A 23,389-nucleotide genomic window follows, 5' to 3' on the forward strand; every position below is an offset into this window, starting at 1 on the left:
ACTAGGGAAACTCCGTGGACATTACCCAACTACTGGCCTTCAGCGTCAAAAACAAGGCTTCCGACTTGCACCTGTCGGCCGGCTTGCCCCCATGATCCGCGTCCACGGCGATGTGCGCCGCATCAATGTGGAGGCGCTGGACCACAAGCAGGTCCACGGCATGGTGTACGACATCATGAACGACGGCCAGCGCAAACACTATGAAGAGTTTCTGGAAATCGACTTCTCGTTTGAGATCGACGGCCTGGCGCGCTTTCGTGTCAATGCCTTCAACCACAACCGCGGTGCCGGTGCGGTGTTCCGGACCATCCCGAGCAAGATTCTGTCGCTGGAGCAGCTCAACGCGCCCAAGATTTTTGGCGACCTAGCCTTGAAGCCGCGTGGCATGGTGCTGGTGACCGGACCCACGGGTTCGGGCAAATCCACCACGCTGGCCGCCATGGTCAATTACCTGAACGAGACCGAATTCGGCCACATCCTGACGGTGGAAGACCCTATCGAGTTTGTGCACGAGTCCAAGAAATGTCTGGTCAACCAGCGTGAGGTGGGGCCACATACGCTGTCGTTTGCGGCCGCGTTGCGCTCTGCGCTGCGGGAAGACCCGGACTGTATTCTGGTCGGTGAAATGCGGGATCTGGAGACCATTCGTCTGGCCATGACGGCTGCAGAAACAGGTCACTTGGTATTTGGGACCTTGCACACGTCGAGTGCCGCCAAGACGATTGACCGGATCATTGACGTATTCCCGGCGGACGAGAAGGAAATGGTGCGTGCCATGTTGTCTGAATCGCTGCAGGCGGTGATTTCGCAGACGTTGTGCAAGACCAAGGATGGCCAGGGCCGTGTGGCGGCGCACGAGATCATGCTGGGCACCAGTGCCATCCGCAACCTGATCCGCGAGGCCAAGGTGGCGCAGATGTACTCGTCCATTCAGACCGGTAACAGTGTGGGTATGAAGACGCTGGACCAGGATCTGACCGAGCTGGTCAAACGCAATGTCATCAGCGCTGCCGAGGCGCGCGGCAAAGCAAAATCCCTGAGAATTTCCCGGGTAATCTATTCAAGGAGGTGTTCTCATGGAACGCGATCAAGCCACGAAATTTATCAACGACCTGCTCAAGCTGATGGTCGGCCGCAATGGCAGCGACCTGTTCATCACGGGCGACTTCCCGCCGGCGATCAAGGTTGATGGCAAGGTGACCAAGGTGTCGCCGCAGGCGCTGACGGGGTGCACACGCTGTCACTGGCGCGCTCCATCATGAATGACAAGCAGGTGGCAGATTTCGAGCGCACCAAGGAGAGCAACTTCGCCATCTCCCCGCCCGGCATTGGGCGGTTTCGTGTCAATGCCTTCATCCAGCAGGGCAAGGTCGGCATGGTGCTGCGAACCATTCCAATGATCCTGCCAACCATAGACGGCCTGGGCGTGCCACAGGTTTTAAAGGAGATCGCACAGTCCAAGCGTGGACTGTGCATCCTGGTCGGCGCCACGGGCTCTGGCAAGTCGACCACCTTGGCCGCCATGGTGGACTGGCGCAACGACAACTCGTACGGCCACATCATCACGATTGAAGACCCGGTCGAGTTTGTACACCAGCACAAGAACTGTGTGGTGACCCAGCGTGAAGTGGGGTTGGACACGGACAGCTGGGAAGCCGCGTTGAAGAACACCTTGCGCCAGGCGCCCGATGTGATTCTGATGGGCGAAATCCGCGACCGTGAAACCATGGAACACGCGGTCGCCTTTGCCGAAACCGGCCACTTGTGCCTGGCCACCTTGCACGCCAACAGTGCCAACCAGGCGCTGGACCGCATCATCAACTTCTTCCCCGAAGAGCGGCGCGCCCAGCTGCTGATGGATTTGTCACTGAACCTGAAGGCCCTGGTGTCGCAGCGCCTGATTCCCAAACAGGATGGCAAAGGCCGGGTGGCAGCAGTGGAAATCATGCTGAACTCGCCACTCATCTCGGACCTGATCTTCAAGGGTGATGTATCCGAGATCAAGGAAATCATGAAGAAGAGCCGCCAGGCTGGCATGCAGACCTTTGACCAGGCTTTGTTCGACATGTACGAGAAGAACATGATCACCTTTGAAGACGCGCTGCGCAATGCCGACTCGGTGAACGATCTGCGCCTGCAGATCAAGCTCAATAGCCAGCGCGCCAAGTCCAGTGATTTGGCAGCGGGCACCGAGAACTTCGCCATCATGTGAAGATGTTGCCCCACGCTCCGCCGCTGCGCGGGTCGCTGCCCCAAAGGGGCTAAATCCGCTTGGGGCGGCCCGGCGCGGATTTGTGGCCCCACACTCCGCTGCGCGGGTCGCAGCCGTCCAACCGATTGACTTCTATTTCTGCAATGCCATCCACCAACCCCAAAACCTACGAAGCCGTTACCCCCACCCGCGTCGCCTTTCTCGGCCTGGGCGTCATGGGTTACCCCATGGCCGGTCACCTGGCACTGGCGGGTCACAGCGTGACCGTTTACAACCGAACTGCTAGCAAATCGATAGCATGGTGCGCAGAATTTTCGGGGCTGGAGGCCAAAATGGCTTAAGTACCCATGCTGCAACACCGGCCTTGGCAGTGGCCGGGGCCGACATCGTTTTCTGCTGTGTCGGCAATGACGACGACCTGCGCAGCGTCGTGCTGGGGCCCGAAGGAGCTTTTGCCGGCATGAAGCCCGGCGCTGTGTTTGTGGACCACACCACCGCATCGGCCAATATTGCCCGGGAGCTCAGCACCATCGCAACCCAGCAGGGTTTGCATTTTGTGGATGCCCCGTGTCTGGCGGACAGGCTGGCGCACAGAATGGCCTGTTGACCGTAATGTGCGGCGGCGAGTCGGCTGCGTTTGAACGCGCCCGCCCGGTTGGCATGGCTTTTCGCGTGCGTTCACCCTGCTGGGCGATAGCGGCGCCGGCCAGTTGGCCAAGATGGTGAACCAGATTTGTATAGCCGGCCTGGTTCAGGGCCTCAGTGAGGCCATCGCCTTTGGCCAGAAAGCCGGGTTGGACATGAACCAGGTGCTGGACGTCATTGGCAAGGGCGCGGCACAAAGCTGGCAACTCGACAACCGTGGCAAGACCATGGTGGCCGACAAGTTTGACTTCGGTTTTGCCGTGGACTGGATGCGCAAGGATCTGGGCCTGGTGCTGGACGAGGCCAAGCGCAATGGTGCACGGTTGCCGGTCACCGCGCTGGTGGACCAGTTTTATGCGGATGTGCAAGCCATGGGCGGCCAGCGCTGGGACACGTCCAGCCTGATCAAACGCCTGAAATAAAACGACCCGGCCGTGTGTGTGAACACGGGCCGGGTCTGGCAACCTTTAGAAGGGACTCCGTTTTCTACTGCTTGGGTGCATCGGGTCGCGTGGGTGGCACCAAGCGCGCCAATTCCTCTTCGCTGACGATCTCCAGAATACGTACCACCTTTTGTACGCCAGGGGTCGCGCTGATAACGTCGGTCGCGCGTTTGGCTTCACGTTCGGTCACGCGGCCCATGACGTAAACCGTGCCGCGTTCGGTGGTGATCTTGAACGCGTTGGTAAACAAGTCCTTGGCATCGATCAGCCCTGCCTTGACCCGTCCGGTCACCAGCGCATCCGACGAGCGCTGCAGCGAGGAATTGCCCATCACACCGATTTCATCCACGATATGGCGCACGTTGTCGACACCGGCCACGATCTGCTCCACCAGCTGCTTGTCTTGCGCCGACGGCACCTCACCCGTCAACACGACCTGGCGGTTGTAGCTGGTGACGTTGACATGCGCGCGCTCGCCCAGGTTCTCGCGGATGCGGCTGGCGGCACGCAGCTCGATGCCTTCATCTTCCACCACCGTGCCAGCGGTGCGGCGGTCCGTGGCCACCATGCCGGTCATCACGGCACCGCCTACGGCCAGCGGAAAACAACCGGTCAAAACACCCAGGGTGCTGCCCAGCAAGACCAGCGTAGCGCCAGTGCGTCGTAAAGAGATTTTCATTTAGTAGGTTCCTGTTCGCCCAGCAGTTGGGCATCAACGGCATCACAAATGCAATGCAAAGACAAAATATGCACTTCCTGTATGCGCGCCGTGCGCTCGTGCGGCACACAGATGTGAACGTCGGTGTCGCGCAGCAGGTGGGCCATCTTGCCACCACCCCGACCAGTCAAGCCCACCACCACCATCTCACGCGCATGGGCCGCTTCAATGGCGGCCAGCACATTGGCCGAGTTGCCACTGGTGGAAATGGCCAGCAACACATCACCGGGTGAGCCCAGTGCACGCACCTGGCGCGAGAAAATGGCGCTGAAGTCGTAATCGTTGGCAATGGCGGTGAGGATGGAGCTGTCGGTGGTCAGTGCAATCGCCCCCAACTCGACGCTCCCGCTCGAAGCGGCCTACGAATTCGGCCGCGAAATGTTGTGCATCGGCGGCAGAACCGCCGTTGCCGCAGGCCAGCACCTTGCCGCCGCTGGTCACACAGGTCAACATGGCCTGCACAGCCGCTGCGATGGGTTTGCTCAGGCTGAGCGCCGACTGGTATTTCAGGTCGGCACTGTCGATAAAGTGTTGTTGTATTCGTTGTTCCAGCATGGGACGCGATGATACCGCGCTAGACATTACCCCGTTCCGCCTCAACCCGCGTCGAAAGCGGCCTGCAACCACTGCACGCCATCCGGCTCGACCACCACCACGTCAAAGCGGCAGGGCGGCAGTTCGCGCAGTCGCATCAGGTAATGCTGGGCGGCAAACACAATGCGCCGCTGTTTAACACCCCTACACTGGCCGCCGCGCCGCCATGGCGCAAGGAACTGCGTTTGCGCACCTCCACGAAGACGGTCGTGCCGTCGGGTGTGTGCATGATGAGGTCAATCTCGCCGCCACCACGCCCCGGGGTCCGATAATTGCGCACCAGCAGACGCAGACCCTGCTTTTGCAGGTAATGCAGGGCCAGGTCTTCCGCCCCGTCCCCACCTGTTTGGTCGTGGCCGCGGTGACGCCAATGCCCTTTGGTTTGGATGAAAGGAATCCCATGTGAGCGCTCTATTTACCTCTGCCCTTGCGGCCTCTGCCGAGGCCGCTTCTGTGCAGCATTATCCGCAGGGAACGCTGTACGTGGTCGCCACGCCGATCGGCAACCTGGCCGACATCAGCCTGCGCGCGCTCCACGTGCTGGGACTGGTGGATGCCATCGCCTGTGAGGACACGCGGCACACGCAATCGCTGCTGCGCGCCTACGGCATCGACAAGACATCTGGACAACTCATTGCGGTACACCAGCACAACGAAGCACAAGCCGCCCACACCGTGCTGGACCACCTGCGCCAAGGCCAGCGGGTGGCCTATGTCAGTGATGCTGGCACACCCGGCATCAGCGACCCGGGTGCGCGTCTGGTGGCCGCGGTGCGGCAACACCAGTTGCGCGCCATGCCACTGCCCGGCCCCAGCAGCGTAACCACCGTGTTGTCGGTGGCGGGGCTGGTAGACGACCAACCCGGTGGTTTTGTATTTGTGGGTTTTCTCGCCACCAAGGCGGGTGAGCGAGAGCGGGAAGTGCTGACGCTGGCGGCGGAAGCCCGGGCCGTGGTGCTGCTGGAGGCGCCCCACCGCATAGAGGCGCTAGCGGCGGCCGGCAAGCTTGGGAGCACGCCCCGTGACCATTGGCCGCGAGCTGACCAAGCAGTTCGAGGAAGTGGCAACCGTCAGCGCCCAAGACCTCCCTGCCTGGCTGGCAGCAGATGCCAATCGGTTACGCGGGGAGTTCGCGCTGGTGCTGCACCCCGTCCCGCCCGCGGCCGCAGCGGCACAGGACACCCGCATCCTGAAGATGCTGATGGAGCATCTGCCGCTCAAGACAGCGGTCAAACTGGCTGCGGATATTACGGGCGAGCCCCGCAATGCGCTGTACCAAAGTGCACTGGCGATGAAATCAGCCGTTGCCAGTCAGGACAATTCGGACATGTCGGACTCGCCGACATAGCCGTGCACACAGGTGCGCAGTACAGCCTTGATCTGCGCAATATCGTCCGAAGCCACGCCTAGGCGCAAGGCCTGGAGATGCGGGTCGAGCACCGACCACTCCAGACCATGCTCGTGGGCCATCATGATGCGCGGATGAACAGTGGCCGTAGGGTTGTCGCCTATCAGCAACTCTTCATACAGTTTTTCACCCGGGCGCAATCCGGTGATGGCGATGCTGATATCGCCGTTGGGCGTGGTGTCGTCGCGTACGGTCATGCCCGACAACTCCACCATGCGCCGTGCCAGGTCGATGATTTTGACGGGCTCCCCATGTCCAGCACAAACACCTCGCCACCGCGCGCCATTGCGCCCGCTTGCAAAACCAGTTGCGCGGCCTCGGGGATGGTCATGAAATAACGTGTCACCTCGGCATGTGTGACGGTCAAGGGCCCGCCTTCGGCCAACTGGCGCCTGAACAACGGCACCACGCTGCCACTGGAGCCCAGCACGTTGCCGAACCGGACCATGCTGAAACAGGTGGCACTGTCGCTGCCAGTTGGTGATTGGGCGGCCAGGGCCTGCAGTACCAGCTCGGCCATGCGTTTGCTGGCACCCATGATATTGGTCGGCCGCACCGCTTTGTCAGTGGATACCAGCACAAAACTGGAGACCCGCTGTCCAGCGCGGCACGCGCCATGTTCAGCGTGCCAAACACATTGTTCTCTATGCCCACGGCCGGATTGGACTCCACAATAGGCACGTGTTTGTAGGCCGCAGCATGGTAGACGGTATGTGGGCCGTAGTTGCGGCACAGGTCCTGCAAACGCGCCAGATGCGCCACGCTGGCCAGCAGCGGCACCACGTCCACGGCCAAACCAGCAGCAGCGACCGCCGCCGTCAGCTCCTGGTGGATGCTGTAAAGGTTGAACTCGCTATGGTCCAACAGCAATAGTTGGCGTGGACGCTGGCCCACTATTTGCCGACACAACTCGCTGCCAATGCTGCCACCGGCCCCGGTGACCAGGACGACCTTGCCGCTCAGGTTGCGCGCCAGCAGGTCGGTATTGGGAGGCACGGGGTCACGACCCAGCAGGTCCTCGATGTCCAGCTCCTTGAAGTCCTGCACGGTCACACGCCCACTGGCCAGATCGGCCCAATCCGGCAAAGTGCGCACGTGTACGGGAACCGCGTGCAGGCTTTCGATGATGTCCTTGCGGCGCGACCGTGGTGCACTGGGCATGGCCAACAGCAAATCTGTGACGCCTTGCTCGCGTACCAGGCTCGCGACGCTAGAAGCCGCAAATACCTGCACGCCATTGATGCTGCGCCCCACCTTGGCAGGGTCATCATCGACAAAACCTACCAGCACGGACTGGGCCGCAATCTCCATGGCAGACGCCGTCTGTGCACCCGCCGTGCCGGCACCGTAAATCAGGAATCGACTTTCCGAACGACCCGCCAAAGGACTCAGCCCTGCCAACCAAAAGCGGGCAAAGGCACGGCTGGCACCTACCAGCAGGAAAAACACCAGGGGCTGCAATATGCCCAGACTGCGTGGCACCCCGGCCACTGCATCCACAACAAAATACCAAACAGCACGCTGGCATAAATCCCTGTGGCCAACGCTGTGCCAGCAGTGCAGCTTGACCGGTGTAACGGAAAATCGCACGGTACAGGCCAAACCGGATAAAGACCGGTACAAACAGTAACGGCGTCAGACCATACACCCACCACTGTGCACCCACTGGCCAATGCAGGGTTTCCAGGCGCAGGAGAACGCCAGCCAGGTCGCCAACAGGGCCAGAACGACATCCAGGCCCACCACGACCAGACGTTTAACGGACCGCGACCACCCAAGAACCAGACTCTGCATTGAACTCCGTTGCCTTGGGAATCAGATGGCAAAGTCTTGTTTGGTTTTGCCTTCGGCCAGCAGCGCGGACAACCAACGGGGTGTCAGGCCCCGGCCGCTCCAGGTTTCACCATTGGGACCGCGGTATTTAGCGGCAACCACCACACCCGTTGTCTTGCTTTTGGCAACCGCAGCCTTGGGCTTGGTGGTCACGGCGGACTTGCCACGCCCCTTGCGGCCTGCGGGTGCTGCCTGCAGATCCTTGACGGTGATGCCAAAAGCCTTCATCTTTTCCCGAATATCCTGCACGGTTTTGTCAAACTCGCGGTCCTTGATTTCAGACGCCTGTTTTGCAGTTTTCGATCTGCATTTGAATATCCAACAAATTACCCATATCAACGCTCCGGTTTGAAATACTAGTGGCTTACATCACTGCGCATGATAACCCGCATGGCCGTTAAAAATATTATCCGTACGTCAAAGACCAGGGATTGGCGTTGCATGTATTCCTTATCCAGTGCCACTTTATCGGGTATGGGTAACTCGTCCCGGCCATTGATCTGGGCCCAGCCGGTCAATCCTGGCACTAGGGTGTGAACGCCTTGCTGGGTTCGCAGCGCAATCAAATCATCCTGGTTATAGAGTGCCGGGCGTGGACCTACAAAACTCATATCCCCGGATAATGCTCCACAGCTGTGGCAATTCGTCCAAGCTGCTTTTCCGTAAAACTGCCAATCGGTGTCAGATGGCTTTGGGGGTCGCTCAGCAAATGCGTTGCCACGGCCGGCGTGCCTACCCGCATACTGCGGAATTTCGGCATTTTGAATAGGCGGTTGTGGCGCCCCACACGATCCGACCAATATAAAACGGGGCCTGGCGAGGTCAGCTTGACCATACAGGCAACCACCGCACACGGACTAGCAAAATAAGGGCCGCAATGGCCGAGAGTATCAAGTCAAACAGGCGTTTCATATCGGTTTCATACTGCCGTGAATATCAGGACCGGTGGCGCTCCAGCCGGTACCAATCGGCCGTGGCCTGCAAACCCTGCCGTAATGTAAATGGAGGAAACCAATCCAGCTCCTGCAAACTTTGGTACTGTCAACCCGCAGAGAACTCAATAGCCGTTCAAACTCGGCCGTGTAACCCGTCATGTTTCCAACGGCCTGCAATAAAAAGGGTGGCACCGGAAACAACCGCGACTGCACCCCAAAGCCCGCGCCAACCCCGTAACAAGGCATGGGTGGAAACAGGCGTGCCGTCGCTCACCAGATAAGTGTGTCCATTGGCCGCGGGATGGAAAGCGCACACGATCAGAAAGTCCGCCAGATTGCCAACAAACAGGAGGTCGCGGAAATTGCGGGTCAACCCCAGCGGCAGAGGGATACCACGGTACACAGCGCCCAATAGCCGTAAAAATTCCCGCCCACGCCAGGGCCATAAATCAGGGGCGGCCGCACGGTGACAACCTCAATCCGTCCACTGGCACCGATCGCACGCAAAGCCTGCTCGGCCTCCCATTTGGAAACGGGTAGGGGTTGTGCGGGTCTGGTGTGTCCAGGTCGGTAAACTTGAGTTCACCCTCGGTACTGGGCCCGTTGACCCCAATGGAGCTCACATTCACCAGGCGGCGCACACCGGCAGCCATGGCGGCTTCAGCCAACCGGGTTGTACCCAAGGTATTGACACGCCTGAACTCTGCCAACGGGTCCTTGGACTTGTCATTCATGATGTGCACCCGTGCGGCCAGATGGATAACCACATCACATCCCGTCAGGGCTGCGGCCCAATCGGTCTCGCCATCGACATTGCCCACCGCCACGTTTTCAACGCCAGAAGGCAGGATACAAGGGAGCGCGTAATGCCCCGCACAGTCAAACCACGGCGCACCGCCTCGGCGCACAAAGCCCGCCCCACAAACCCGTTAGCACCAGTAACAGCAACGATTCCAGACATTCTTATCTCCAGCCAATGATGGCCAACGCCATGCACGACAAGGCAAACCAAATTTTGTCACCAGGCTTGCGCCGGCAGTGGGGCGCTTGCATCAACAGGCGCAGCATGCGCCAGCGGCCACCGCGACGCCAGCTCTGCACAAAGTCTTGCTGGTCGACGCCGACCAACTCCGCGATCAGCCGCGCCTGGTTCAAACCCCAGCCACTCAGAACTTGCCGGGCACGCCACAGGACCGCCGCAAGCCCGGAATTGACACCCACCTGGTTGTGCCCATGCTGGCGGTACATCAGACTGGCATAGTCATCAATAACCCAGTGATACCCGTTGGCGCGGGCAAACGCATAGGTAAACCAATCGTGCAACCCGACGTCCATGGTTTTGTGCATGCTGCTGCAACACCATCTGAATTTGGGTTGCCAAGAGACGCGTCAACACAAAAGTACATCCGGGGCCAGCCGATTCAAACAGATAATCCCAGCGCTGCTGAGGGTACGATTTCTTAATATAACGGGAGCGCCCGGATTCCCAAAAGGCGACAATATCGCTGGAATAACCATCCGCCCCCGCTCCACCAGACGATCCACTGCCCGTTTTAATTTGCCGGGCAGCCAAATATCATCTTGGTCGGCAAACGCTACATACTCGAACGGCGAAAAGTCCACCTCGCGCAGCAGACGGAAGAAATTGCGTGCTGCACCACCGAAGGTTTCTCCATAGGGCAGTAAAACAATACGTGCCTCCCGGGATTGCAAATTGCGAAACCAGTCTTCGGTTCCGTCCGTCGAGCGGTCCACGCTGACATACAGCGTAATGTCAACATCGGTTTGTTCGAGAATGGAATCTACCTGGGGCTGCAAATAATGCAGCCCATTAAAACAGCCAAACAAACGGCAACCGATGGCTTGGAAGTTTGACGCGCAGGCCTGTACATCACACGCGGCGCAGCAAACGAACGATCAATAATCGGCGCAGAAATTTCACCAGCGAATAGCCTTGCAGTAGGAACAATTGCGCCATGGACAGCTTGCCCGTACCATGGAAATAACGGTAGTTGGCCAGTTCGGCCAGTTCCATGCGCCACATATCCGCGCTCAGGCCGGATGCGCCGTAGACGGGTTTGTAAACAGCCGCCAACTCCACCTGTAGTCTAACGGTGGGCAAGGGTGTGCCCACGATTTCAAGCCAGAGCCTATGGTCCTCCATGTAACGAGCACCTTCAAAGAAGCGTGGTTTGACCTCACGCTTGAGCATCACCGAGGGGTGACAAACTGGTGGCGCAGTAGCAACTGAGACCAGGTCACACACTGCACGTCACCCGGGGTCCATGTAATCGGCCAGTTACTTGCGCCCTGCGCGTCGGCGGGCAGCTGCCGACACAGGTGTCCGCTGAGGGCCACCTCGGGGTGTTGTTGCATATAGCGGTACTGGATCTCCAGCTTTTGCGGGTGCCAGGTGTCGTCCGCGTCCAGAAAGGCGATATAGGGCTGGGTCGCCAGGTTCCATCCCGCATTACGCGCAGAAGCCGCGCCTGCGTTGGCCGCCAGGGCGACGACCCGGATCAACGGCCCGTGCTGCGCCTGCAAGGTATGGAGCTGCTGCAGGGTTGCGTCACCACTGGCGTCGTCGACCAGAATCATTTCGGCAGGGCGAAGTGTCTGTGCCGCTACGGACGACACCGCCCGCGCAATGGTCGCCGCACAGCGGTAGCAGGGCACCACAACAGAAACCGGCGCGGTCGTGCTCATGCGGAACGATAGCCCCGAATCACGGCACGTAGCCGGTCTGGCCGCCCAATCAGGATGCGCTTGACCACCATGCGCACCAGCATCAACCCAACGGAGATGAAAGGGATGGGTGAATGGCGCCTGAGAAACCGGACACACGAGCGGGTGGCGTATTCGTCTAGCAAGGGGTTGCCCAAGCCCAAACTGGCAGACTGCTTGTGCCAGACCCGCGAATCCGCGGCCACGGCCAGCGTCCACCCGCCTTGCGCAGCCTGAAGCCCAGGTCGGTGTCCTCCCAGTACATGAAAAACTGGCATCGTCAAACAACCCCACCCGCTCCAGTGCCGCCCGGCGCAGCAGCATAGAGGCGCCGGACACAAAGTCCAGGGTGGCATCCGGTGAGAGGCAATGCACCGACCTCCCCAACCAGAGACCTACATGGCCACCACCCCACAACTGAACCTGCGTCTTTGCATCGGCATCAAACAGCACCGAACCGACCGCGGCCAGCGGGGATTTTGCTCAGCAACCCGGACCAACGCCGATAACGCGCCAGGGTCCACCGTTGCATCGCTATTGATCAGCCAGATATATTCAGCGCCGCCGGCCAGTGCGTGTCGCATTCCTACATTGCACCCACCACCGAACCCCAGGTTAGTACCGGTTTGTAGCAGCTCCAGCTTGGGGAGCACATGCCGGAACTGCTCTTCCGAGCCGTCCGTCGACCCGTTGTCGACCAACACAATATGAAAGTTTGCATAGTCCAGCGACTGCAGGCTCGCAACACATGCCAGGGTGTCTACCCAGCCGTTCCAGTTCAGCACCACAATAGCCACACGTGGCATCATGTTGTTCCCGGAATGCAGGTTTGAACCGTAACGCCTGCTTCTCCACACCATGCCATGACAGGTAAGCCAGTGCCCCGGTCACCGCGGCCGAAAAAACAGGTAGGTGTTCACGCCCCAATCCATGCCTTGTCCGAAATGCACGCCGATTTGCTGTACCGGGAACGCAAAGATGTAGACCCCATAGGACAAATCTCCCAAGGGTTCAGTGAGCCGGGCACCCGCTGCGGTTGTCCGTGCCACATGCACCAGCAGGCCCGCGCATATCAACATCACCGCGCGCTCCATGGACCGGGGCCAAGCAGGGCATATACCAATAGGGTTGCAGCGCCCAGGAGCCATACCAAGCGGCCTTTGGGCGCGGATACACCATGGCCGTAGAGAACCCCGAACCAAAACAGGGCCACCATTTCCAGATGGGGAATGAAGTGCGGCCCCGTCCACTTCGAGCCATAACTGGCCAGCACCACAACGGCCAATACACATACGGACAAGACGGTGCTTGTGGAAAGACGCGTGGCAACCCACCCCATGGCCACCACCCCAGTGAGGGCCACGGTCACATAACACAGGAACTCTACAGGCAGGGTCCATAGTGAGCCGTTCACAACAAAGGGAATCGCATTTTCAGGAAACAAGCCCGGCAGGGTTTTGGAGGACACCAGCAGAGCCGTCCCCAGGTAACGCCAGGTTTCGACCGATAAAAATAGGTCGACGCAGGAAGCAAAGAGCAGCGGCCCCAGCAAAACACCGACACCAGGCACAGCACCCACAACGCAGGAAAAATACGCAGCGACCTGCGTTGGAAAAAGCGCTTGGGATTCGGATCACGGGCCCAACTGCCCCACACCAGACTCCCGCTCAAAAGAAAAATATGGCCACGCCTGCATCACCAAACGAGTTCCAGGGCGTGAATAGGGGCTCAGGCAGTCCCAGCAGCGCATACTGGTGGCTGTAGAGCACCATAGCTGCTGCGACCAGACGCAAGGCGTCCAGAGAATTTTGTGAGGGGCTGCGGGCGCTCGGGCATCATGCCAACGACCTTGTGCACACAAGTTGTGTCACATCCTGTTCCGCCATGGAAGGCTTTGGCAGGCGATGCAGCAATGCTTTGGCGGCCTGCAGGTCAGACGCGAGCAGGCTGACACCCCGGCGCCGCATACGCTCGGACTCCATAGCGGTCTCCAGCGGATAGGACGGTACTTGTTCACATTCAAAACCCTGGGCGCGCAGGTGTGCCATCAGCCAGGCACCGTCCGGGATGGCTAGGTGCCGGGGGCCTCCAGGCCACGCCAGTTCTCACCGTACTGGTTGCGCAAAAGCTGGCGGCGTTGGGGACGCTGAGCAGCAAAACACCCTGCGGCTTCAACGATGCCAGCAACAACTCCAGCATATGCAGGGGTTGGTGCACATGCTCCAGCACATGTGAGCACACCACGCAATCTACCTGCCCTTGTAGTGGGCCAACAACTCGTAGCCCCCTGCTCCACCCGAAGACCCTGAGCCTGCGCGGCTTGAACTGCGGACGCATCCAGTTCTATGCCTTGCGCCTGCCAGCCCAATTGACTCGCCAGCTTGAGCTTGTCGCCATTGCCGCATCCGACATCGATCAACAGACCCTGGTAATTGCACCCACTGGCACAGGCCAAAGGGTTCGGCGATCCAGGATTCAACACAGTGGTTGTCCAGGCCGCCCAGCGCGGAAGGCCGAGACGCGGTGTGATCGAGGTTTTCAGGCGGTAGGACCAGTACTCGTTGCGCAGGCGTTGTTTGAATTGGTGCAAGCGACCGCCGGACTGGTCGCCACCATGGGTGTAGTAATGGGCGTATGCGTTGCCTATTGAGGCAGGCGTGGGGCGCGGGCTCAGGTACAGCGCCCTGCACCCATTGCAGTTCCAGTAGTGCCAGCGCCCCGGCGCACTGCGGAATGCCCAGTCCTGCACTTCGGAATAGGCCAGGCTGCGCTTTGAACAGCCACAACACGGACACTCGGATACCGCCTCCAGGTCCTCCACTGGCCAAGCCGCATCAAACGCCATACAACCTCCGCACAGCCAGGTGCAACAACAACCAGTCCAGCGCCACGCGGGCCAGCCATGCCAGTGCAGCACCGATGAGTCCGAACTGTACTGACAACAGCCATACTGCGAGCCCATAGGCCAGCAACTCTGCCAGATGAAAAAGGGCCGTCAGGCGTGGGTTACCCTTGGCGTGTAGCAGGGTATAGGGCACAGACGCCAAGGCGTTGACCCAGACCCCTACACACAACACCAACACTACCGGCAAGGCGGAGCGTGCAAAATCCACCGATATCCATACAGACAGAGCCGGATAAGCCACCACGCCAGCGGCCGTACATATCCCCAACATGACGACACCTACGCGCCAATAGGTTTGCCGATAGGCTTGGGCGGCCTGGACAGACGCCATTGCGGCCAACCGCGGCAAGAGCGCACCGGTCAAAGCCATCGGGATCAGCAGGAGGCGCAGCAACATATCTTGCGGAATCGCGTAAAAGGCAACTGGTCGGAACCTACTGCAGCACTGACAAAGAACCGGTCCCCGTACACCATTAACGGACCAACGATACCCGTCACGGTGACCCACACACCAAAGCTCCACAAAGACTGCAGGTGGCGGCGGGCAAAACCCAGTCCACCGGCACACAAGCTGCCCCGCAACTGCACCACCATGGCCAGCACAACCAGGCAACGACCCAGAACCAGGTACTGGGCGACCCGCTCCAGTTGCGGGCCATGGTAAAAATCGACCAGGCCGGCAGTGCAAACATCCAGACTCCCAGCACAATACGTGTCAGATTGGAGGCGGCAAACCGGTCCAGGCCCTCCAAGGCACCGCGCAAACCACTGGCCAGGGTGGTGGGCAACACGCCGACAGCAGCCACCAGAAAGGCTAGTCGTGCATCGTCCTGCAAGTCAGGGCTGATTTTGAGCCAATCGTGGGCCAGCAGGGGCGCCAAGAGGCCGACCAGCGCTACCCCCAGCAGACCGGCCGCGGCGGTCAACAACATGCCGGCCCGCAGTGTTGGACCGGTCTCCGATATGCGCCCGCTGGCTTCCAACTGGCTGAGTCGCACGGTCAACGCACGCCCCACACCCAGATCGAACACGCTGAAGTAGCCAATGAGCCCCAGACGAGGGTCAACACCCCGAACGCCTCACTACCCAAACGGTCCAGGGTATAAGGGATCAAAGCTAGGCCCGCGGCCATGGGGATGGCCGTGCCTGCCAGATTCCACAGGGTATTGCGCTTGAGCGACATGGACTGTTGGTGCGCAGCTGGCTCAGCGGAAATCGGTGTCACCGACATCAACCACCACTTGTCTATTAGCATGCCAACACGGGGTCGTCCGTCCAGCAACTGGTGGGAATAAACACATTCAGCGCCTCATCCTTGCCACCACAGGCAACGAAGTGGTGCGCATGGTTGGTGGTGATCCAGCAATACATGTAGGGCAGAGTCCAGCGCGCAGTCATGCGGCGCGCCTGGTCAACACCGGCGCAAGATTGGCCAACGGCGCGATCACATCCAGTAACTCGCAAGCGTTTTCCAGGCGACGCATTACAACTACACCCAGGGCCTTTCCCGTCCAGCGCGAGGTAACCACCATGATTTCATACTGGTTGTGCGGATGGTCAAAGTACCGGTATTCGAGAAACTTCCAATCGCGTACACCGATGACACTGTCCCGGAGGTCCATCGCCATGGCGCCCCACAGCGCATCGACCAGCACCTGGTCGCTGGCGTTTCCGCGCTTCAAGCTTCTGATCCTGGTGCCCCAACGCGGACCTCCGGCGACGGGGTCCCAACGTATCTCGGCCATCTGCCCCGCCTTGGTGTACAGGCCCATTCTCTCGGCTACCAGCATCGCCCGCTCAGTCGGAAAACCGAAGGCCACCGGTCCGTACAGTTCTGCCGTGGTCGCTGCCGTCAACAGGAATGGCCCTTGCCGGGTCATGACCCCGCGCTCCTGGGGGTGCACCATGACATCACTGCCGCCGTAGGCCCACTCCGGCTTTCCACACAACAGGATTTCACGGTACATGCCGCCATAGTGGGCAACCAGCACCCCGTCACGGCTGGCCAGTACCGCGTTGCCGCGCCCGTTGGCATACTTCCATGCCCATAACTCCGTGGTCAAGGGTGTCCGAACACCTCCTGGAAAGAGCAGCAATTTCCGCATAGTCGCCAGGGCGCAGGTGGCGCAATTGCCAACGCGGTGTTGTGGTTTTGCGAAAAGCCAGTCTGAATGCCTTTCGAACACCAACGACGGCGTTGGTCGCTGTTCCCAGCGTCATCAGCGTAAAACCACAACGGCCAGCGATCGCAACTACATACTCTAACCAGCGGCTTACGCGTGGCGCTTCCTGCGGCTCATGCCCCTCCAGCACAACAAACCATCCTGTACAACCTGGGTGCGCAATTGGTCAAACAAAGCCAGCGGATGGATTTGAGGAGATACGCCCTGCACCCAGGCGGCATCAAATCCAGCGGGCGTTGCGGGCTGCAGGGCCACATCCACCCTATAGACCCCTTGCCGTGTTGGAGAAGGCGCCTGAGCCCATGCGGGGATCCGAAAACGGGCTTCAACAATCTCGTACGCTTGCGCCTTGAGCGCACAGACGTCGGCCTTGGGATGCGACCCCAGCAGCAGCAAGCGTGCAGGAGGTGACGGAAAGTCGCCGACCAACGCGCTGTTGAGTGCCAAACCACTGCTTGCCGTGCCCGTGGGCTCACTCATAGACATTACCGTACCACCGAGAAAAGATGCAAGTTTAATGGAAGGCCTAGCTGTAGCCTGTGGTCCGCACTGCTACATTAATCCTGCAGTCGACACAGAGTCGGCTGCCAGAACCTGACACACAGGACGGAACCTTGTGCACGCCATAAACTCACTGCCCGCGCTACCTACCAAGTCACTGCCCGCCATGCAGGGCTTGGGTGCCGAGTACCCTGTCTACACGCCCATCTACCCGCGCCTTGAGCCATGGATTGACGCAGACCATGAGGCAATAGCCCATCTGCCGGTTGACGGTGCCTTGATTCGCGGAGATGTGCAAGGTTTTCTGCGACGCGACGATGCCTTGCTGCTCTACGAACTCGCATACTTCGCACAGGGTAATGTTCTGGAACTCGGCAGCGCGTGGGGTCTTTCCACCAGCATACTGTGCCGAGCCATACACAAATCCGGGCGCCATTCCGGGTAGCGTCCATAGAAATCGATCCCGGCTTCCAACAAACCAGCCTGGGCACCATTCGGACCGCCCAGCTGGAGCGCTTCTTTGAGGGTCTGGCCGGTTCGGCATCGGAGCGTCTGCCAGAACTCATGGGCCAAAACCGGCAGTTTGGGATGGCTTTTGTTGACCACGACCATCGTTTGGCGGCCACCCGGGAGGCCTGCACGGCTCTGGAACATTTGTTGATGCCAGGAGGGCTTGCTGTTTTCCATGACTTCAACGATGCCAGAAATGTGAACGAACCCGCGGTTTATGGTGTCTTCAATGGCGTTTGCGAATGGTTAGAGCACAACACCAATTTTGCATACGTTGGCACAGTTGGATGCTGCGGCCTGGTGCAACGGCGCGCTGCATGAGCCAAGCAACTGTTTCTGCCATTCTGCCGGTGTACAACGGCGTGCAATACCTGAAGGACTCCATTGGCAGCGTGGTGTCGCAAACCCTGCAACCCATGGAATTGTTCCTGATTGACGACGGCTCTACCGATGGTTCACTGGAATACCTTGCCAGCACGCAAACGCCTTTCCCCAAAATTGTTCTGACCCAAAACAACAAACGCCAGTCCGCAGCCCGCAACCTGGCGGCGGCGCAAGCCAAAGGCAAGTACCTGGCATTCCTGGACCATGACGACATATGGTTTCCCACCCATCTGGAAAAACTGGTTGCACCCATGGAGGCCGACGCCTGGGTAGGCTGGGCCTACAGCGATCTGGACGAAATTGACGCCCAGGGCCGCCAGGTGTCCCAACGCAACCTGCGCAGTTTCAATCCGCATGTGGAGCACCCCAAGACCAACCTGATCAATATGTTGTCGTCGGACATGTTCATTTTTCCATCGGCTGCGGTGGTACGCCGCGAGGCATTTGAAGCCATCGGCGGATTTGACGAACGCCTGTCGGGTTATGAAGACGACGATTTGTTCCTGCGCCTGTTTCGTGCGGGATGGCTGAACGTATTCTTCCCCGAATCACTGGTTCGCTACCGCCGACATGCTTCCAGCAGTTCCTTCTCTGAACGCATGTGGACCAGTCGGGAAATATTTGCCGAGAAATTACTGGCAGATTACGGACGATCCGCACCTGGTGCGCTTCTACGTACGGGAGATCATTGCGCCCCGTTTTATGCCAGCGCCAAAGCTGAATACTTGCGGCACTTGCCACACCAGCGTTGGGAGCAATGCACCATGTCTTTAGCGCTGATGCACCGATTCAACGCACTGCAACGCCTACCGCCGGGACGCACCGCCGCCAAACGGGCGCTGGCTTTACGCTGATGGCCAATCCCCAGCGCTTTGCCCGTTGGTACCCTTTTTGAAGCGCTTTGTCAGTCTGCCACGCCTGTAATATTCAGAGTATTGCGGACAGCCCAGGTAATACCTTTGGCACGTGCAGCCCGCGTGTACGCCGCAATATCAGATGCACATTGCGTTCGCACCTGCTGCACGAGGCTGCAAGACCCCACCATGGCGCCATAGAGGGCGCGGTAACAATGCACTGTGGCGCGTACAGTCTGGGCCAAGTCAAAGGCAGGTTGCCACGCCAGGCGATGTTGTGCCTTGGCTATGGATATACACAAATTGGGCTCTTCTCGGTATCCCTGCTCGGGATCGTTCAACACAATCGAACCCCGCCCCACTCAACAATGGTTAGTTGCGCCAGTTCGTGCACGGAGACTGGCCTTTTGACGTCAGGCCCGAAATTCCACGACTCAGCATAGGTCCGTGGATGGGCATACTGGTGTTCCGCCAGACTCAGGTACCCGGATAAAGGCTCCAGCACATACTGTCAGGGCCGTACAGCATGCGGCTGCGCCAACCGAATGGGTTCGCCTGCCACCAAGGCCCTCATGCTATTGGGCATAAGCCTGTGCCCAGACCAGTCCCCACCACCCAGCGCATTGCCTGCCCGCGCGGTTGCAATGCTGCAGGCTGCGTCACCACCGAAGTAAGTCTGACGGTATGCTGCCACCGCCAATTCCGCAGCCGCCTTGCTGGCACTGTAGGGATCATTACCACCCAGAGGATCTGATTCAGAAAAGGCAGGCCCGACCCCGGCTGGGCATAACATTTGTCGCTGGTCACGACCACGCACACCCGTATGCCCGCACTGTGCCGGACCGCCTCCAACACAGCCACGGTACCCATTACATTGGTGGAAAACGAATCCTGCGGCCGGGCGTAAGACGGTACGACTTGCGCCTGCGCAGCCAAGTGAAACACCACCTCCGGCTGGGATTCCGCCATGACCCGGCGCAATGCCTGACTTTCGATGATATCCCCGGGTGTGAATCGACCAGTTCTGACAAGCCAAGCAGGCCAAAGAGATGGGGTGCAGTCGCTGGGGCTTGCGCATAACCCGTGACGTGCGCACCCAGCAAATGCAGCCAGTAGCACAACCAGCTGCCTTTAAAGCCGGTATGCCCCGTCACTAACACACGCCTGCCATACCAGAAGCCTTGCTCCCGCGAAACTATTTTTGACACTACATCCCTTTCCAACGGGAACCTGATGGCCACCGGCTTTCTCAGAAGGCTCTTTGCAAAAGAGCCTATAGTACTGATTGTTATATTTATTGCTATATTTTTAATAGCACAACAAATACCCTTTCGCTGTGCAGGGCATTCGTTATCATTGACGACTGTACCGCCCTGCAGTCCACGGCGCCCTTGATCACTCAACCGCAGCACCCCATTGGAATCCGACCTCCCCCTACTGCCAGCCCCAAGGGGCCGGGGACAAGCCCGACCCCTTGGTTTCCATTCTGATCCGCAGTATGGACCGCGCGCTTCTGACGCAGGCACTGGAATCCGTCGCTATACAAACATACCCCAATATTGAAGTGGTGGTATTGGCTGTGCGGCCAGACCACAGGGCGTTAGGAAACCATTGCGGCAAGTTTCCACTGCGCCTGGTGCCCACCGATCAACCCGTGTTGCGCAGTGCCGCCGCCAACCGCGCCATGGTTGCGGCCCGGGGCGAATTTTTGATTTTTCTGGATGACGATGACTGGATGATGCCGGGCCATGTCGCCCGTCTAGCCGAAGTATTGAATAGGCTGCCGCAAACCCAGGCGGTGTATACCGGCATTGGACTGGTCGACGCCGAGGGCAAGCCCTTAGGGCAGACGTTCGACCTACCGTTTGACCCGATCCGCCAAATAGCAGGCAATCTGACACCCATCCATGCCGTATTGTTTCGATCCACCGTACTGGCGCAAGGCTGTCACTTTGACGAAACACTGGACCGACTGGAGGACTGGGACTTCTGGCTCCAGATTGCAAATCTCGCTCCCATGGTTCACCTGCCAGGTGTCAGCGCTGTTTACCGCATCCATGAGAGCTCGGGCGTGCACACCGATGCTGGGCCCGAGGGCGCTGCAACACGTCGGATCTACGAGAAGTGGGAACCCTACTGACCCAGCAACAGATCGCTCTGATCATGCAGCGCGTGTGGACACACCCTGAATTGAGACTCGTTTCAACGCTCTACATGAACAATTGATCGCCGCCCAACGATCGTTGGCCACGACCCAGCAATCACTGGCGGCGCACCAATGCACCATTACTGAACAGAACGCATTCATCGCAGACCAGGCGTCTTGCATCACCGAGCAAACGGCCAGTATCGAGCAATTGCAGCAGATAGGCGAGTCACTGTCCCAAAGTCTCATTAGGACGACAGCAGAGCTAAAACGCAGTGAGGGCATTCGACTGGCGGTGCTCAACAGCAGATTCTGGCGCATGACCAGTCCATTGCGCTGGATCAGTACACAAGCCAAAGCAATCCTCTTTAGCCGCCTATGGGGTCGCGTTTTGCGGATTCTAAAACTATTGCTGCAAGAGGGCCATCCGGCGTCAGTCGCCGTCTCCAGCATCAACCGGTCGGCAATCCCTCCCAAGGTGACGTCTATAGAAACTGGGCACGCACGCACGGCACAATTCCCGAAAGCAGCTTGGCACAACTGGGCGCCACGGCTTCAAGCTGGAGCCACCGGCCACTGATATCGATTGTGATGCCGGTCTACAACCCGCCGTTGGATTTGTTGGATGCGGCCATTAATTCCATCAAGCGGCAAATCTATCCGCATTGGGAGCTGTGTATTGCCGACGACGCGTCCACCAACCCGGAGGTCTGGTTATTGCTTCAGCGTCTGGTACTTTCTGACAAACGCATCAGGGCGGTGCGCCGAGAGACCAATGGCCACATTTCCCAGGCATCCAACAGCGCCTTGGCCTTGGCGAACGGTGAGTTTATTGCCCTGATGGACAACGACGATGTTTTGCCGCCCGATGCACTGTACTGGGTGGCAGAGGCCACCGTTCGCACGCCAGATGTTCAGGTGATCTACCAGATGAGGACAAGTTAGATGCTCAGGGCGAGCGCTTTGACGCCTACTTCAAATCGGACTGGAACTACACCCTGTTTCTTGGCCATAACATGATCAGCCACTTAGGTGTGTACCGTACGCAACTGGTTCGCGATGTGGGTGGTTTCCGGCTGGGGCTGGAGGGTTCACAAGACTACGACCTTGCGCTGCGCTGCATCGAACGAATCAAGGACTCACAGATCGTCCACATTCCCGGGTGCTCTACCATTGGCGGGCGATAGAGTAGCACCGCTCTCAATATCGAATCAAGCCCTACGCACTGGATGCTGCACAACGTGCGCTGCAAGACCACCTCAATCGCATCGGCAGTTCGGCAAAAGCCGAGCGTATGCCCAGCCTGAACTACCGTTGTGTGCGAGATATCAGCAGTCCGCACCTCCGCTTGAGTGTCGTATTGGTGCATTCAGAAGACCAGGCCACCTCGGGCGAAAGACCGACTTGGACTACAGATGCTACGTTCAACATCGCTGAGGTGTTGAGTAGCCCCGACAATGCACGGGCGATCAACTCCGCTGTTTCAGCTACACAGGGAACGCTGGTTGCATTAGTTCGAGCTGGAATGAAACCGTCCAGTCCAGCCTCATTGACTGAGCTGGTGGGCTATGCGCTGGAAGCCAGAACCGGTGCCGCGAGTGGCACAGTACGCGCCCCGTCGGGTGGCCTGGTTTCCGGCGGACTGGTCTTGAACCAGGCATGCATCGCTTCCACTTTGCACCCTGGACTTCCGTGGGCAACCACGGCTACATGGGCCGAGGGTTTCTGGCACAGGAGTTGTCTGCCGTGGCCATGGACTGTGTGGTGCTACGCAAGGAAGTCTTCATAACCCACGGCGGCTTTGACGCAGACCTGGGCATAAGCCCAGCGGGCGCTGCGGCATGGTGTCTTCGACTGCGTGAAATGGGACTGCGCATGATTGGTGCCCTGACGCCGCGTGGAGCACATCCGATGACTACAGTCATCCGTCGACCACACAGAAGGCCTTGCAAACGCCAAATCTTCATGAGTCGGTATGGGCACCAATACGCCAACTGGTTGCTGCAAGACCCGGCCTACCACCCTTGCTCGACGCTACTGCGGCGGATTTTTCGCTTCCTGATTGATGCTGTCTGTTGACATAGCGGAGAGCGGAGAGCGGAGATACTTTACTGCTGCGCCAAAACGAAACGCTGGTCAGCTTGGATATGGCCTTCTTTGACGGAAGGCGATGGCCTCATCGAAAATGGAGTGTGGGTGAGCTACAGATAAAGGAGAAACAGCGTTAAGGTCGAAACGTGGACTCCACCATTTCTCTGGACGGAAACCCTTCAATCATGGGCTCGCGGTGCACTTTCCGCATATACGCGGTTGGATAGCTTCGATCAATGTAGGTCGACTCACCGCCATTGTCGAAGCGTGTCGACAGGGCCACCCTGCATCGCCCCGTCGTCC

Annotated in this window: 29 protein-coding genes and 11 pseudogenes; 14 read left to right on the plus strand and 26 right to left on the minus strand. The window is 59.1% G+C overall.

What is annotated here, in order from left to right; translation table 11 throughout:
- Window positions 1-14 precede the first annotated feature (14 nt).
- From HZ993_RS11950 to HZ993_RS25045, 5 genes and pseudogenes are all read left to right on the plus strand, one after another.
- Window positions 15-1,053, plus strand: a pseudogene (locus HZ993_RS11950) (type IV pilus twitching motility protein PilT); the annotation flags it as partial.
- Window positions 1,054-1,076: 23 nt separating this feature from the next.
- Window positions 1,077-2,212, plus strand: a pseudogene (locus HZ993_RS11955) (PilT/PilU family type 4a pilus ATPase).
- 143 nt (window positions 2,213-2,355) lie between these two features.
- Complete coding sequence (locus HZ993_RS25035; protein ID WP_371816988.1) at window positions 2,356-2,553, plus strand: NAD(P)-binding domain-containing protein; 198 nt, start codon at window positions 2,356-2,358, stop codon at window positions 2,551-2,553.
- A pseudogene (locus HZ993_RS25040) lies at window positions 2,511-2,938 on the plus strand (NAD(P)-dependent oxidoreductase). Before HZ993_RS25035 ends, HZ993_RS25040 begins: the two are co-directional and overlap by 43 nt.
- Window positions 2,923-3,279 (plus strand): NAD(P)-dependent oxidoreductase, encoded by a 357-nt coding sequence (locus HZ993_RS25045; RefSeq protein WP_371816989.1) that lies wholly within the window; start codon window positions 2,923-2,925, stop codon window positions 3,277-3,279. Before HZ993_RS25040 ends, HZ993_RS25045 begins: the two are co-directional and overlap by 16 nt.
- 64 nt (window positions 3,280-3,343) lie before the next feature.
- On the opposite strand, the gene HZ993_RS11965 is transcribed toward HZ993_RS25045, so the two are convergent.
- The 3 genes and pseudogenes from HZ993_RS11965 to HZ993_RS11975 form a co-directional block, all read right to left on the minus strand.
- On the minus strand, window positions 3,344-3,979 hold the full coding sequence (locus HZ993_RS11965; RefSeq protein WP_209398133.1) for a BON domain-containing protein: 636 nt from the start codon (window positions 3,977-3,979) through the stop codon (window positions 3,344-3,346).
- A pseudogene (locus HZ993_RS11970) lies at window positions 3,976-4,600 on the minus strand (phosphoheptose isomerase). The gene HZ993_RS11965 and the pseudogene HZ993_RS11970 overlap by 4 nt, the downstream one beginning before the upstream one ends.
- A gap of 14 nt (window positions 4,601-4,614) precedes the next feature.
- Window positions 4,615-5,014, minus strand: a pseudogene (locus HZ993_RS11975) (YraN family protein).
- On the opposite strand from HZ993_RS11975, the pseudogene rsmI reads away from it, so the two are divergent.
- Window positions 5,015-5,960, plus strand: a pseudogene (gene rsmI, locus HZ993_RS11980) (16S rRNA (cytidine(1402)-2'-O)-methyltransferase).
- On the opposite strand, the pseudogene HZ993_RS11985 reads toward rsmI, so the two are convergent.
- From HZ993_RS11985 to HZ993_RS12075, 21 genes and pseudogenes are all read right to left on the minus strand, one after another.
- Window positions 5,924-7,814, minus strand: a pseudogene (locus HZ993_RS11985) (polysaccharide biosynthesis protein). The pseudogenes rsmI and HZ993_RS11985 sit on opposite strands and share 37 nt — an antisense overlap.
- A 21-nt stretch (window positions 7,815-7,835) precedes the next feature.
- Window positions 7,836-8,102: an H-NS family nucleoid-associated regulatory protein gene (locus HZ993_RS11990; protein ID WP_245213933.1), complete on the minus strand. Its 267-nt coding sequence runs from the start codon at window positions 8,100-8,102 to the stop codon at window positions 7,836-7,838.
- Window positions 8,103-8,209: 107 nt separating this feature from the next.
- Window positions 8,210-8,765, minus strand: a pseudogene (locus HZ993_RS11995) (sugar transferase).
- 392 nt (window positions 8,766-9,157) lie between these two features.
- Window positions 9,158-9,615: pseudogene (locus HZ993_RS12000) on the minus strand (NAD-dependent epimerase/dehydratase family protein).
- Window positions 9,567-9,749 (minus strand): NAD-dependent epimerase/dehydratase family protein, encoded by a 183-nt coding sequence (locus HZ993_RS25050; protein ID WP_371816990.1) that lies wholly within the window; start codon window positions 9,747-9,749, stop codon window positions 9,567-9,569. The pseudogene HZ993_RS12000 and the gene HZ993_RS25050 overlap by 49 nt, the downstream one beginning before the upstream one ends.
- Before the next feature lie 2 nt (window positions 9,750-9,751).
- A complete protein-coding gene (locus tag HZ993_RS12005) occupies window positions 9,752-10,135 on the minus strand; it encodes a hypothetical protein (protein WP_209398135.1) in 384 nt (127 codons plus the stop codon).
- Window positions 10,136-10,177: 42 nt separating this feature from the next.
- On the minus strand, window positions 10,178-10,636 hold the full coding sequence (locus HZ993_RS12010; RefSeq protein WP_209398137.1) for a glycosyltransferase: 459 nt from the start codon (window positions 10,634-10,636) through the stop codon (window positions 10,178-10,180).
- A gap of 43 nt (window positions 10,637-10,679) precedes the next feature.
- Window positions 10,680-10,952, minus strand: a complete 273-nt coding sequence (locus HZ993_RS12015; RefSeq protein ID WP_209398139.1) for a hypothetical protein — start codon at window positions 10,950-10,952, stop codon at window positions 10,680-10,682.
- Window positions 10,953-10,999: 47 nt separating this feature from the next.
- Entirely contained in the window at window positions 11,000-11,494 is a 495-nt protein-coding gene (locus tag HZ993_RS12020; RefSeq protein ID WP_209398141.1) for a glycosyltransferase family 2 protein, read from the minus strand.
- A gap of 413 nt (window positions 11,495-11,907) precedes the next feature.
- A complete protein-coding gene (locus tag HZ993_RS12025; RefSeq protein WP_209398143.1) occupies window positions 11,908-12,321 on the minus strand; it encodes a glycosyltransferase family 2 protein in 414 nt (137 codons plus the stop codon).
- A gap of 78 nt (window positions 12,322-12,399) precedes the next feature.
- Entirely contained in the window at window positions 12,400-12,591 is a 192-nt protein-coding gene (locus HZ993_RS12030; RefSeq protein WP_209398145.1) for a hypothetical protein, read from the minus strand.
- Complete coding sequence (locus HZ993_RS12035) at window positions 12,591-13,091, minus strand: hypothetical protein (RefSeq protein ID WP_209398147.1); 501 nt, start codon at window positions 13,089-13,091, stop codon at window positions 12,591-12,593. Before HZ993_RS12035 ends, HZ993_RS12030 begins: the two co-directional genes overlap by 1 nt.
- Before the next feature lie 256 nt (window positions 13,092-13,347).
- On the minus strand, window positions 13,348-13,560 hold the full coding sequence (locus HZ993_RS12040) for a hypothetical protein (RefSeq protein WP_209398741.1): 213 nt from the start codon (window positions 13,558-13,560) through the stop codon (window positions 13,348-13,350).
- Entirely contained in the window at window positions 13,532-13,849 is a 318-nt protein-coding gene (locus HZ993_RS25055; RefSeq protein WP_371816999.1) for a class I SAM-dependent methyltransferase, read from the minus strand. Before HZ993_RS25055 ends, HZ993_RS12040 begins: the two co-directional genes overlap by 29 nt.
- Window positions 13,809-14,357: pseudogene (locus tag HZ993_RS25060) on the minus strand (methionine biosynthesis protein MetW); the annotation flags it as partial. The pseudogene HZ993_RS25060 and the gene HZ993_RS25055, both read right to left, overlap by 41 nt.
- Entirely contained in the window at window positions 14,347-14,814 is a 468-nt protein-coding gene (locus tag HZ993_RS12050) for a hypothetical protein (RefSeq protein WP_209398151.1), read from the minus strand. The pseudogene HZ993_RS25060 and the gene HZ993_RS12050, both read right to left, overlap by 11 nt.
- 97 nt (window positions 14,815-14,911) lie before the next feature.
- Entirely contained in the window at window positions 14,912-15,448 is a 537-nt protein-coding gene (locus HZ993_RS12055; protein ID WP_209398153.1) for a hypothetical protein, read from the minus strand.
- Window positions 15,418-15,672 carry a hypothetical protein gene (locus tag HZ993_RS12060; protein WP_209398155.1) on the minus strand — a complete coding sequence of 85 codons (255 nt, stop codon included), beginning with the start codon at window positions 15,670-15,672 and terminating at the stop codon, window positions 15,418-15,420. Before HZ993_RS12060 ends, HZ993_RS12055 begins: the two co-directional genes overlap by 31 nt.
- Window positions 15,666-15,815, minus strand: a complete 150-nt coding sequence (locus tag HZ993_RS12065) for a hypothetical protein (RefSeq protein ID WP_209398157.1) — start codon at window positions 15,813-15,815, stop codon at window positions 15,666-15,668. The genes HZ993_RS12060 and HZ993_RS12065 overlap by 7 nt, the downstream gene beginning before the upstream one ends.
- On the minus strand, window positions 15,812-16,480 hold the full coding sequence (locus HZ993_RS12070) for a GNAT family N-acetyltransferase (RefSeq protein ID WP_209398159.1): 669 nt from the start codon (window positions 16,478-16,480) through the stop codon (window positions 15,812-15,814). Before HZ993_RS12070 ends, HZ993_RS12065 begins: the two co-directional genes overlap by 4 nt.
- A gap of 210 nt (window positions 16,481-16,690) precedes the next feature.
- Window positions 16,691-17,080: a hypothetical protein gene (locus tag HZ993_RS12075; protein WP_209398161.1), complete on the minus strand. Its 390-nt coding sequence runs from the start codon at window positions 17,078-17,080 to the stop codon at window positions 16,691-16,693.
- 136 nt (window positions 17,081-17,216) lie between these two features.
- Here HZ993_RS12075 and HZ993_RS12080 point away from each other — a divergent pair, with 136 nt between their 5' ends.
- Genes HZ993_RS12080 through HZ993_RS12090 form a run of 3 tightly spaced genes read left to right on the plus strand, consistent with a single transcriptional unit; the run spans window position 17,217 to window position 18,849 of the window.
- The gene (locus tag HZ993_RS12080) at window positions 17,217-17,546 is read left to right on the plus strand and encodes a hypothetical protein (protein ID WP_209398163.1); all 330 of its coding nucleotides are present in this window, start codon (window positions 17,217-17,219) and stop codon (window positions 17,544-17,546) included.
- Window positions 17,507-17,932 carry a class I SAM-dependent methyltransferase gene (locus HZ993_RS12085; RefSeq protein WP_245213978.1) on the plus strand — a complete coding sequence of 142 codons (426 nt, stop codon included), beginning with the start codon at window positions 17,507-17,509 and terminating at the stop codon, window positions 17,930-17,932. The genes HZ993_RS12080 and HZ993_RS12085 overlap by 40 nt, the downstream gene beginning before the upstream one ends.
- Window positions 17,929-18,849: a glycosyltransferase family 2 protein gene (locus HZ993_RS12090; protein ID WP_209398166.1), complete on the plus strand. Its 921-nt coding sequence runs from the start codon at window positions 17,929-17,931 to the stop codon at window positions 18,847-18,849. Before HZ993_RS12085 ends, HZ993_RS12090 begins: the two co-directional genes overlap by 4 nt.
- A gap of 511 nt (window positions 18,850-19,360) precedes the next feature.
- Here the strand turns inward: HZ993_RS12090 and HZ993_RS25065 are convergent.
- Both HZ993_RS25065 and HZ993_RS25070 read right to left on the minus strand, forming a co-directional pair.
- Window positions 19,361-19,642, minus strand: a complete 282-nt coding sequence (locus HZ993_RS25065) for an NAD-dependent epimerase/dehydratase family protein (RefSeq protein WP_209398167.1) — start codon at window positions 19,640-19,642, stop codon at window positions 19,361-19,363.
- Window positions 19,633-19,968, minus strand: a pseudogene (locus tag HZ993_RS25070) (GDP-mannose 4,6-dehydratase); the annotation flags it as partial. The pseudogene HZ993_RS25070 and the gene HZ993_RS25065, both read right to left, overlap by 10 nt.
- A gap of 379 nt (window positions 19,969-20,347) precedes the next feature.
- Here HZ993_RS25070 and HZ993_RS12105 point away from each other — a divergent pair.
- The 5 genes from HZ993_RS12105 to HZ993_RS12125 all read left to right on the plus strand — a co-directional run bounded on the left by HZ993_RS12105 (window position 20,348) and on the right by HZ993_RS12125 (window position 23,074).
- Window positions 20,348-20,989, plus strand: coding sequence for a glycosyltransferase family 2 protein (locus tag HZ993_RS12105; RefSeq protein WP_209398168.1), 642 nt, complete (start codon window positions 20,348-20,350; stop codon window positions 20,987-20,989).
- Window positions 20,990-21,071: 82 nt separating this feature from the next.
- On the plus strand, window positions 21,072-21,575 hold the full coding sequence (locus HZ993_RS12110; protein WP_209398169.1) for a hypothetical protein: 504 nt from the start codon (window positions 21,072-21,074) through the stop codon (window positions 21,573-21,575).
- A gap of 11 nt (window positions 21,576-21,586) precedes the next feature.
- Window positions 21,587-21,940 (plus strand): glycosyltransferase, encoded by a 354-nt coding sequence (locus tag HZ993_RS12115; protein ID WP_209398170.1) that lies wholly within the window; start codon window positions 21,587-21,589, stop codon window positions 21,938-21,940.
- Between the two features lie 71 nt (window positions 21,941-22,011).
- A complete protein-coding gene (locus tag HZ993_RS12120; protein WP_209398171.1) occupies window positions 22,012-22,182 on the plus strand; it encodes a hypothetical protein in 171 nt (56 codons plus the stop codon).
- Between the two features lie 472 nt (window positions 22,183-22,654).
- Window positions 22,655-23,074 (plus strand): glycosyltransferase family 2 protein, encoded by a 420-nt coding sequence (locus tag HZ993_RS12125; RefSeq protein ID WP_209398173.1) that lies wholly within the window; start codon window positions 22,655-22,657, stop codon window positions 23,072-23,074.
- Window positions 23,075-23,389 lie beyond the last annotated feature (315 nt).

The organism is Rhodoferax sp. AJA081-3 (assembly GCF_017798165.1).
Classification (GTDB): domain Bacteria; phylum Pseudomonadota; class Gammaproteobacteria; order Burkholderiales; family Burkholderiaceae_C; genus Allorhodoferax.

Excerpts from the sequence above, each read along its gene's own strand:
- HZ993_RS12065 (WP_209398157.1), bottom strand. The coding sequence starts at position 15,815 with ATGACTGCGCGCTGGACTCTGCCCTACATGTATTGCTGGATCACCACC.
- HZ993_RS25055 (WP_371816999.1), bottom strand. The coding sequence starts at position 13,849 with ATGCGTCCGCAGTTCAAGCCGCGCAGGCTCAGGGTCTTCGGGTGGAGC.
- HZ993_RS12125 (WP_209398173.1), top strand. The coding sequence starts at position 22,655 with ATGCATCGCTTCCACTTTGCACCCTGGACTTCCGTGGGCAACCACGGC.
- HZ993_RS25035 (WP_371816988.1), top strand. The coding sequence starts at position 2,356 with ATGCCATCCACCAACCCCAAAACCTACGAAGCCGTTACCCCCACCCGC.
- HZ993_RS12050 (WP_209398151.1), bottom strand. The coding sequence starts at position 14,814 with ATGTTGCTGCGCCTCCTGCTGATCCCGATGGCTTTGACCGGTGCGCTC.
- HZ993_RS12090 (WP_209398166.1), top strand. The coding sequence starts at position 17,929 with ATGAGCCAAGCAACTGTTTCTGCCATTCTGCCGGTGTACAACGGCGTG.
- HZ993_RS25050 (WP_371816990.1), bottom strand. The coding sequence starts at position 9,749 with ATGTCTGGAATCGTTGCTGTTACTGGTGCTAACGGGTTTGTGGGGCGG.
- HZ993_RS12115 (WP_209398170.1), top strand. The coding sequence starts at position 21,587 with ATGCCGGTCTACAACCCGCCGTTGGATTTGTTGGATGCGGCCATTAAT.
- HZ993_RS12020 (WP_209398141.1), bottom strand. The coding sequence starts at position 11,494 with ATGAGCACGACCGCGCCGGTTTCTGTTGTGGTGCCCTGCTACCGCTGT.
- HZ993_RS12015 (WP_209398139.1), bottom strand. The coding sequence starts at position 10,952 with ATGGAGGACCATAGGCTCTGGCTTGAAATCGTGGGCACACCCTTGCCC.
- HZ993_RS11965 (WP_209398133.1), bottom strand. The coding sequence starts at position 3,979 with ATGAAAATCTCTTTACGACGCACTGGCGCTACGCTGGTCTTGCTGGGC.
- HZ993_RS12040 (WP_209398741.1), bottom strand. The coding sequence starts at position 13,560 with ATGGCACACCTGCGCGCCCAGGGTTTTGAATGTGAACAAGTACCGTCC.
- HZ993_RS25065 (WP_209398167.1), bottom strand. The coding sequence starts at position 19,642 with ATGTTATGCCCAGCCGGGGTCGGGCCTGCCTTTTCTGAATCAGATCCT.
- HZ993_RS12030 (WP_209398145.1), bottom strand. The coding sequence starts at position 12,591 with ATGTTGATATGCGCGGGCCTGCTGGTGCATGTGGCACGGACAACCGCA.
- HZ993_RS12120 (WP_209398171.1), top strand. The coding sequence starts at position 22,012 with ATGATCAGCCACTTAGGTGTGTACCGTACGCAACTGGTTCGCGATGTG.
- HZ993_RS12075 (WP_209398161.1), bottom strand. The coding sequence starts at position 17,080 with ATGAGTGAGCCCACGGGCACGGCAAGCAGTGGTTTGGCACTCAACAGC.
- HZ993_RS12005 (WP_209398135.1), bottom strand. The coding sequence starts at position 10,135 with ATGCACAAAACCATGGACGTCGGGTTGCACGATTGGTTTACCTATGCG.
- HZ993_RS12060 (WP_209398155.1), bottom strand. The coding sequence starts at position 15,672 with ATGCTAATAGACAAGTGGTGGTTGATGTCGGTGACACCGATTTCCGCT.
- HZ993_RS12025 (WP_209398143.1), bottom strand. The coding sequence starts at position 12,321 with ATGATGCCACGTGTGGCTATTGTGGTGCTGAACTGGAACGGCTGGGTA.
- HZ993_RS12105 (WP_209398168.1), top strand. The coding sequence starts at position 20,348 with ATGGACCGCGCGCTTCTGACGCAGGCACTGGAATCCGTCGCTATACAA.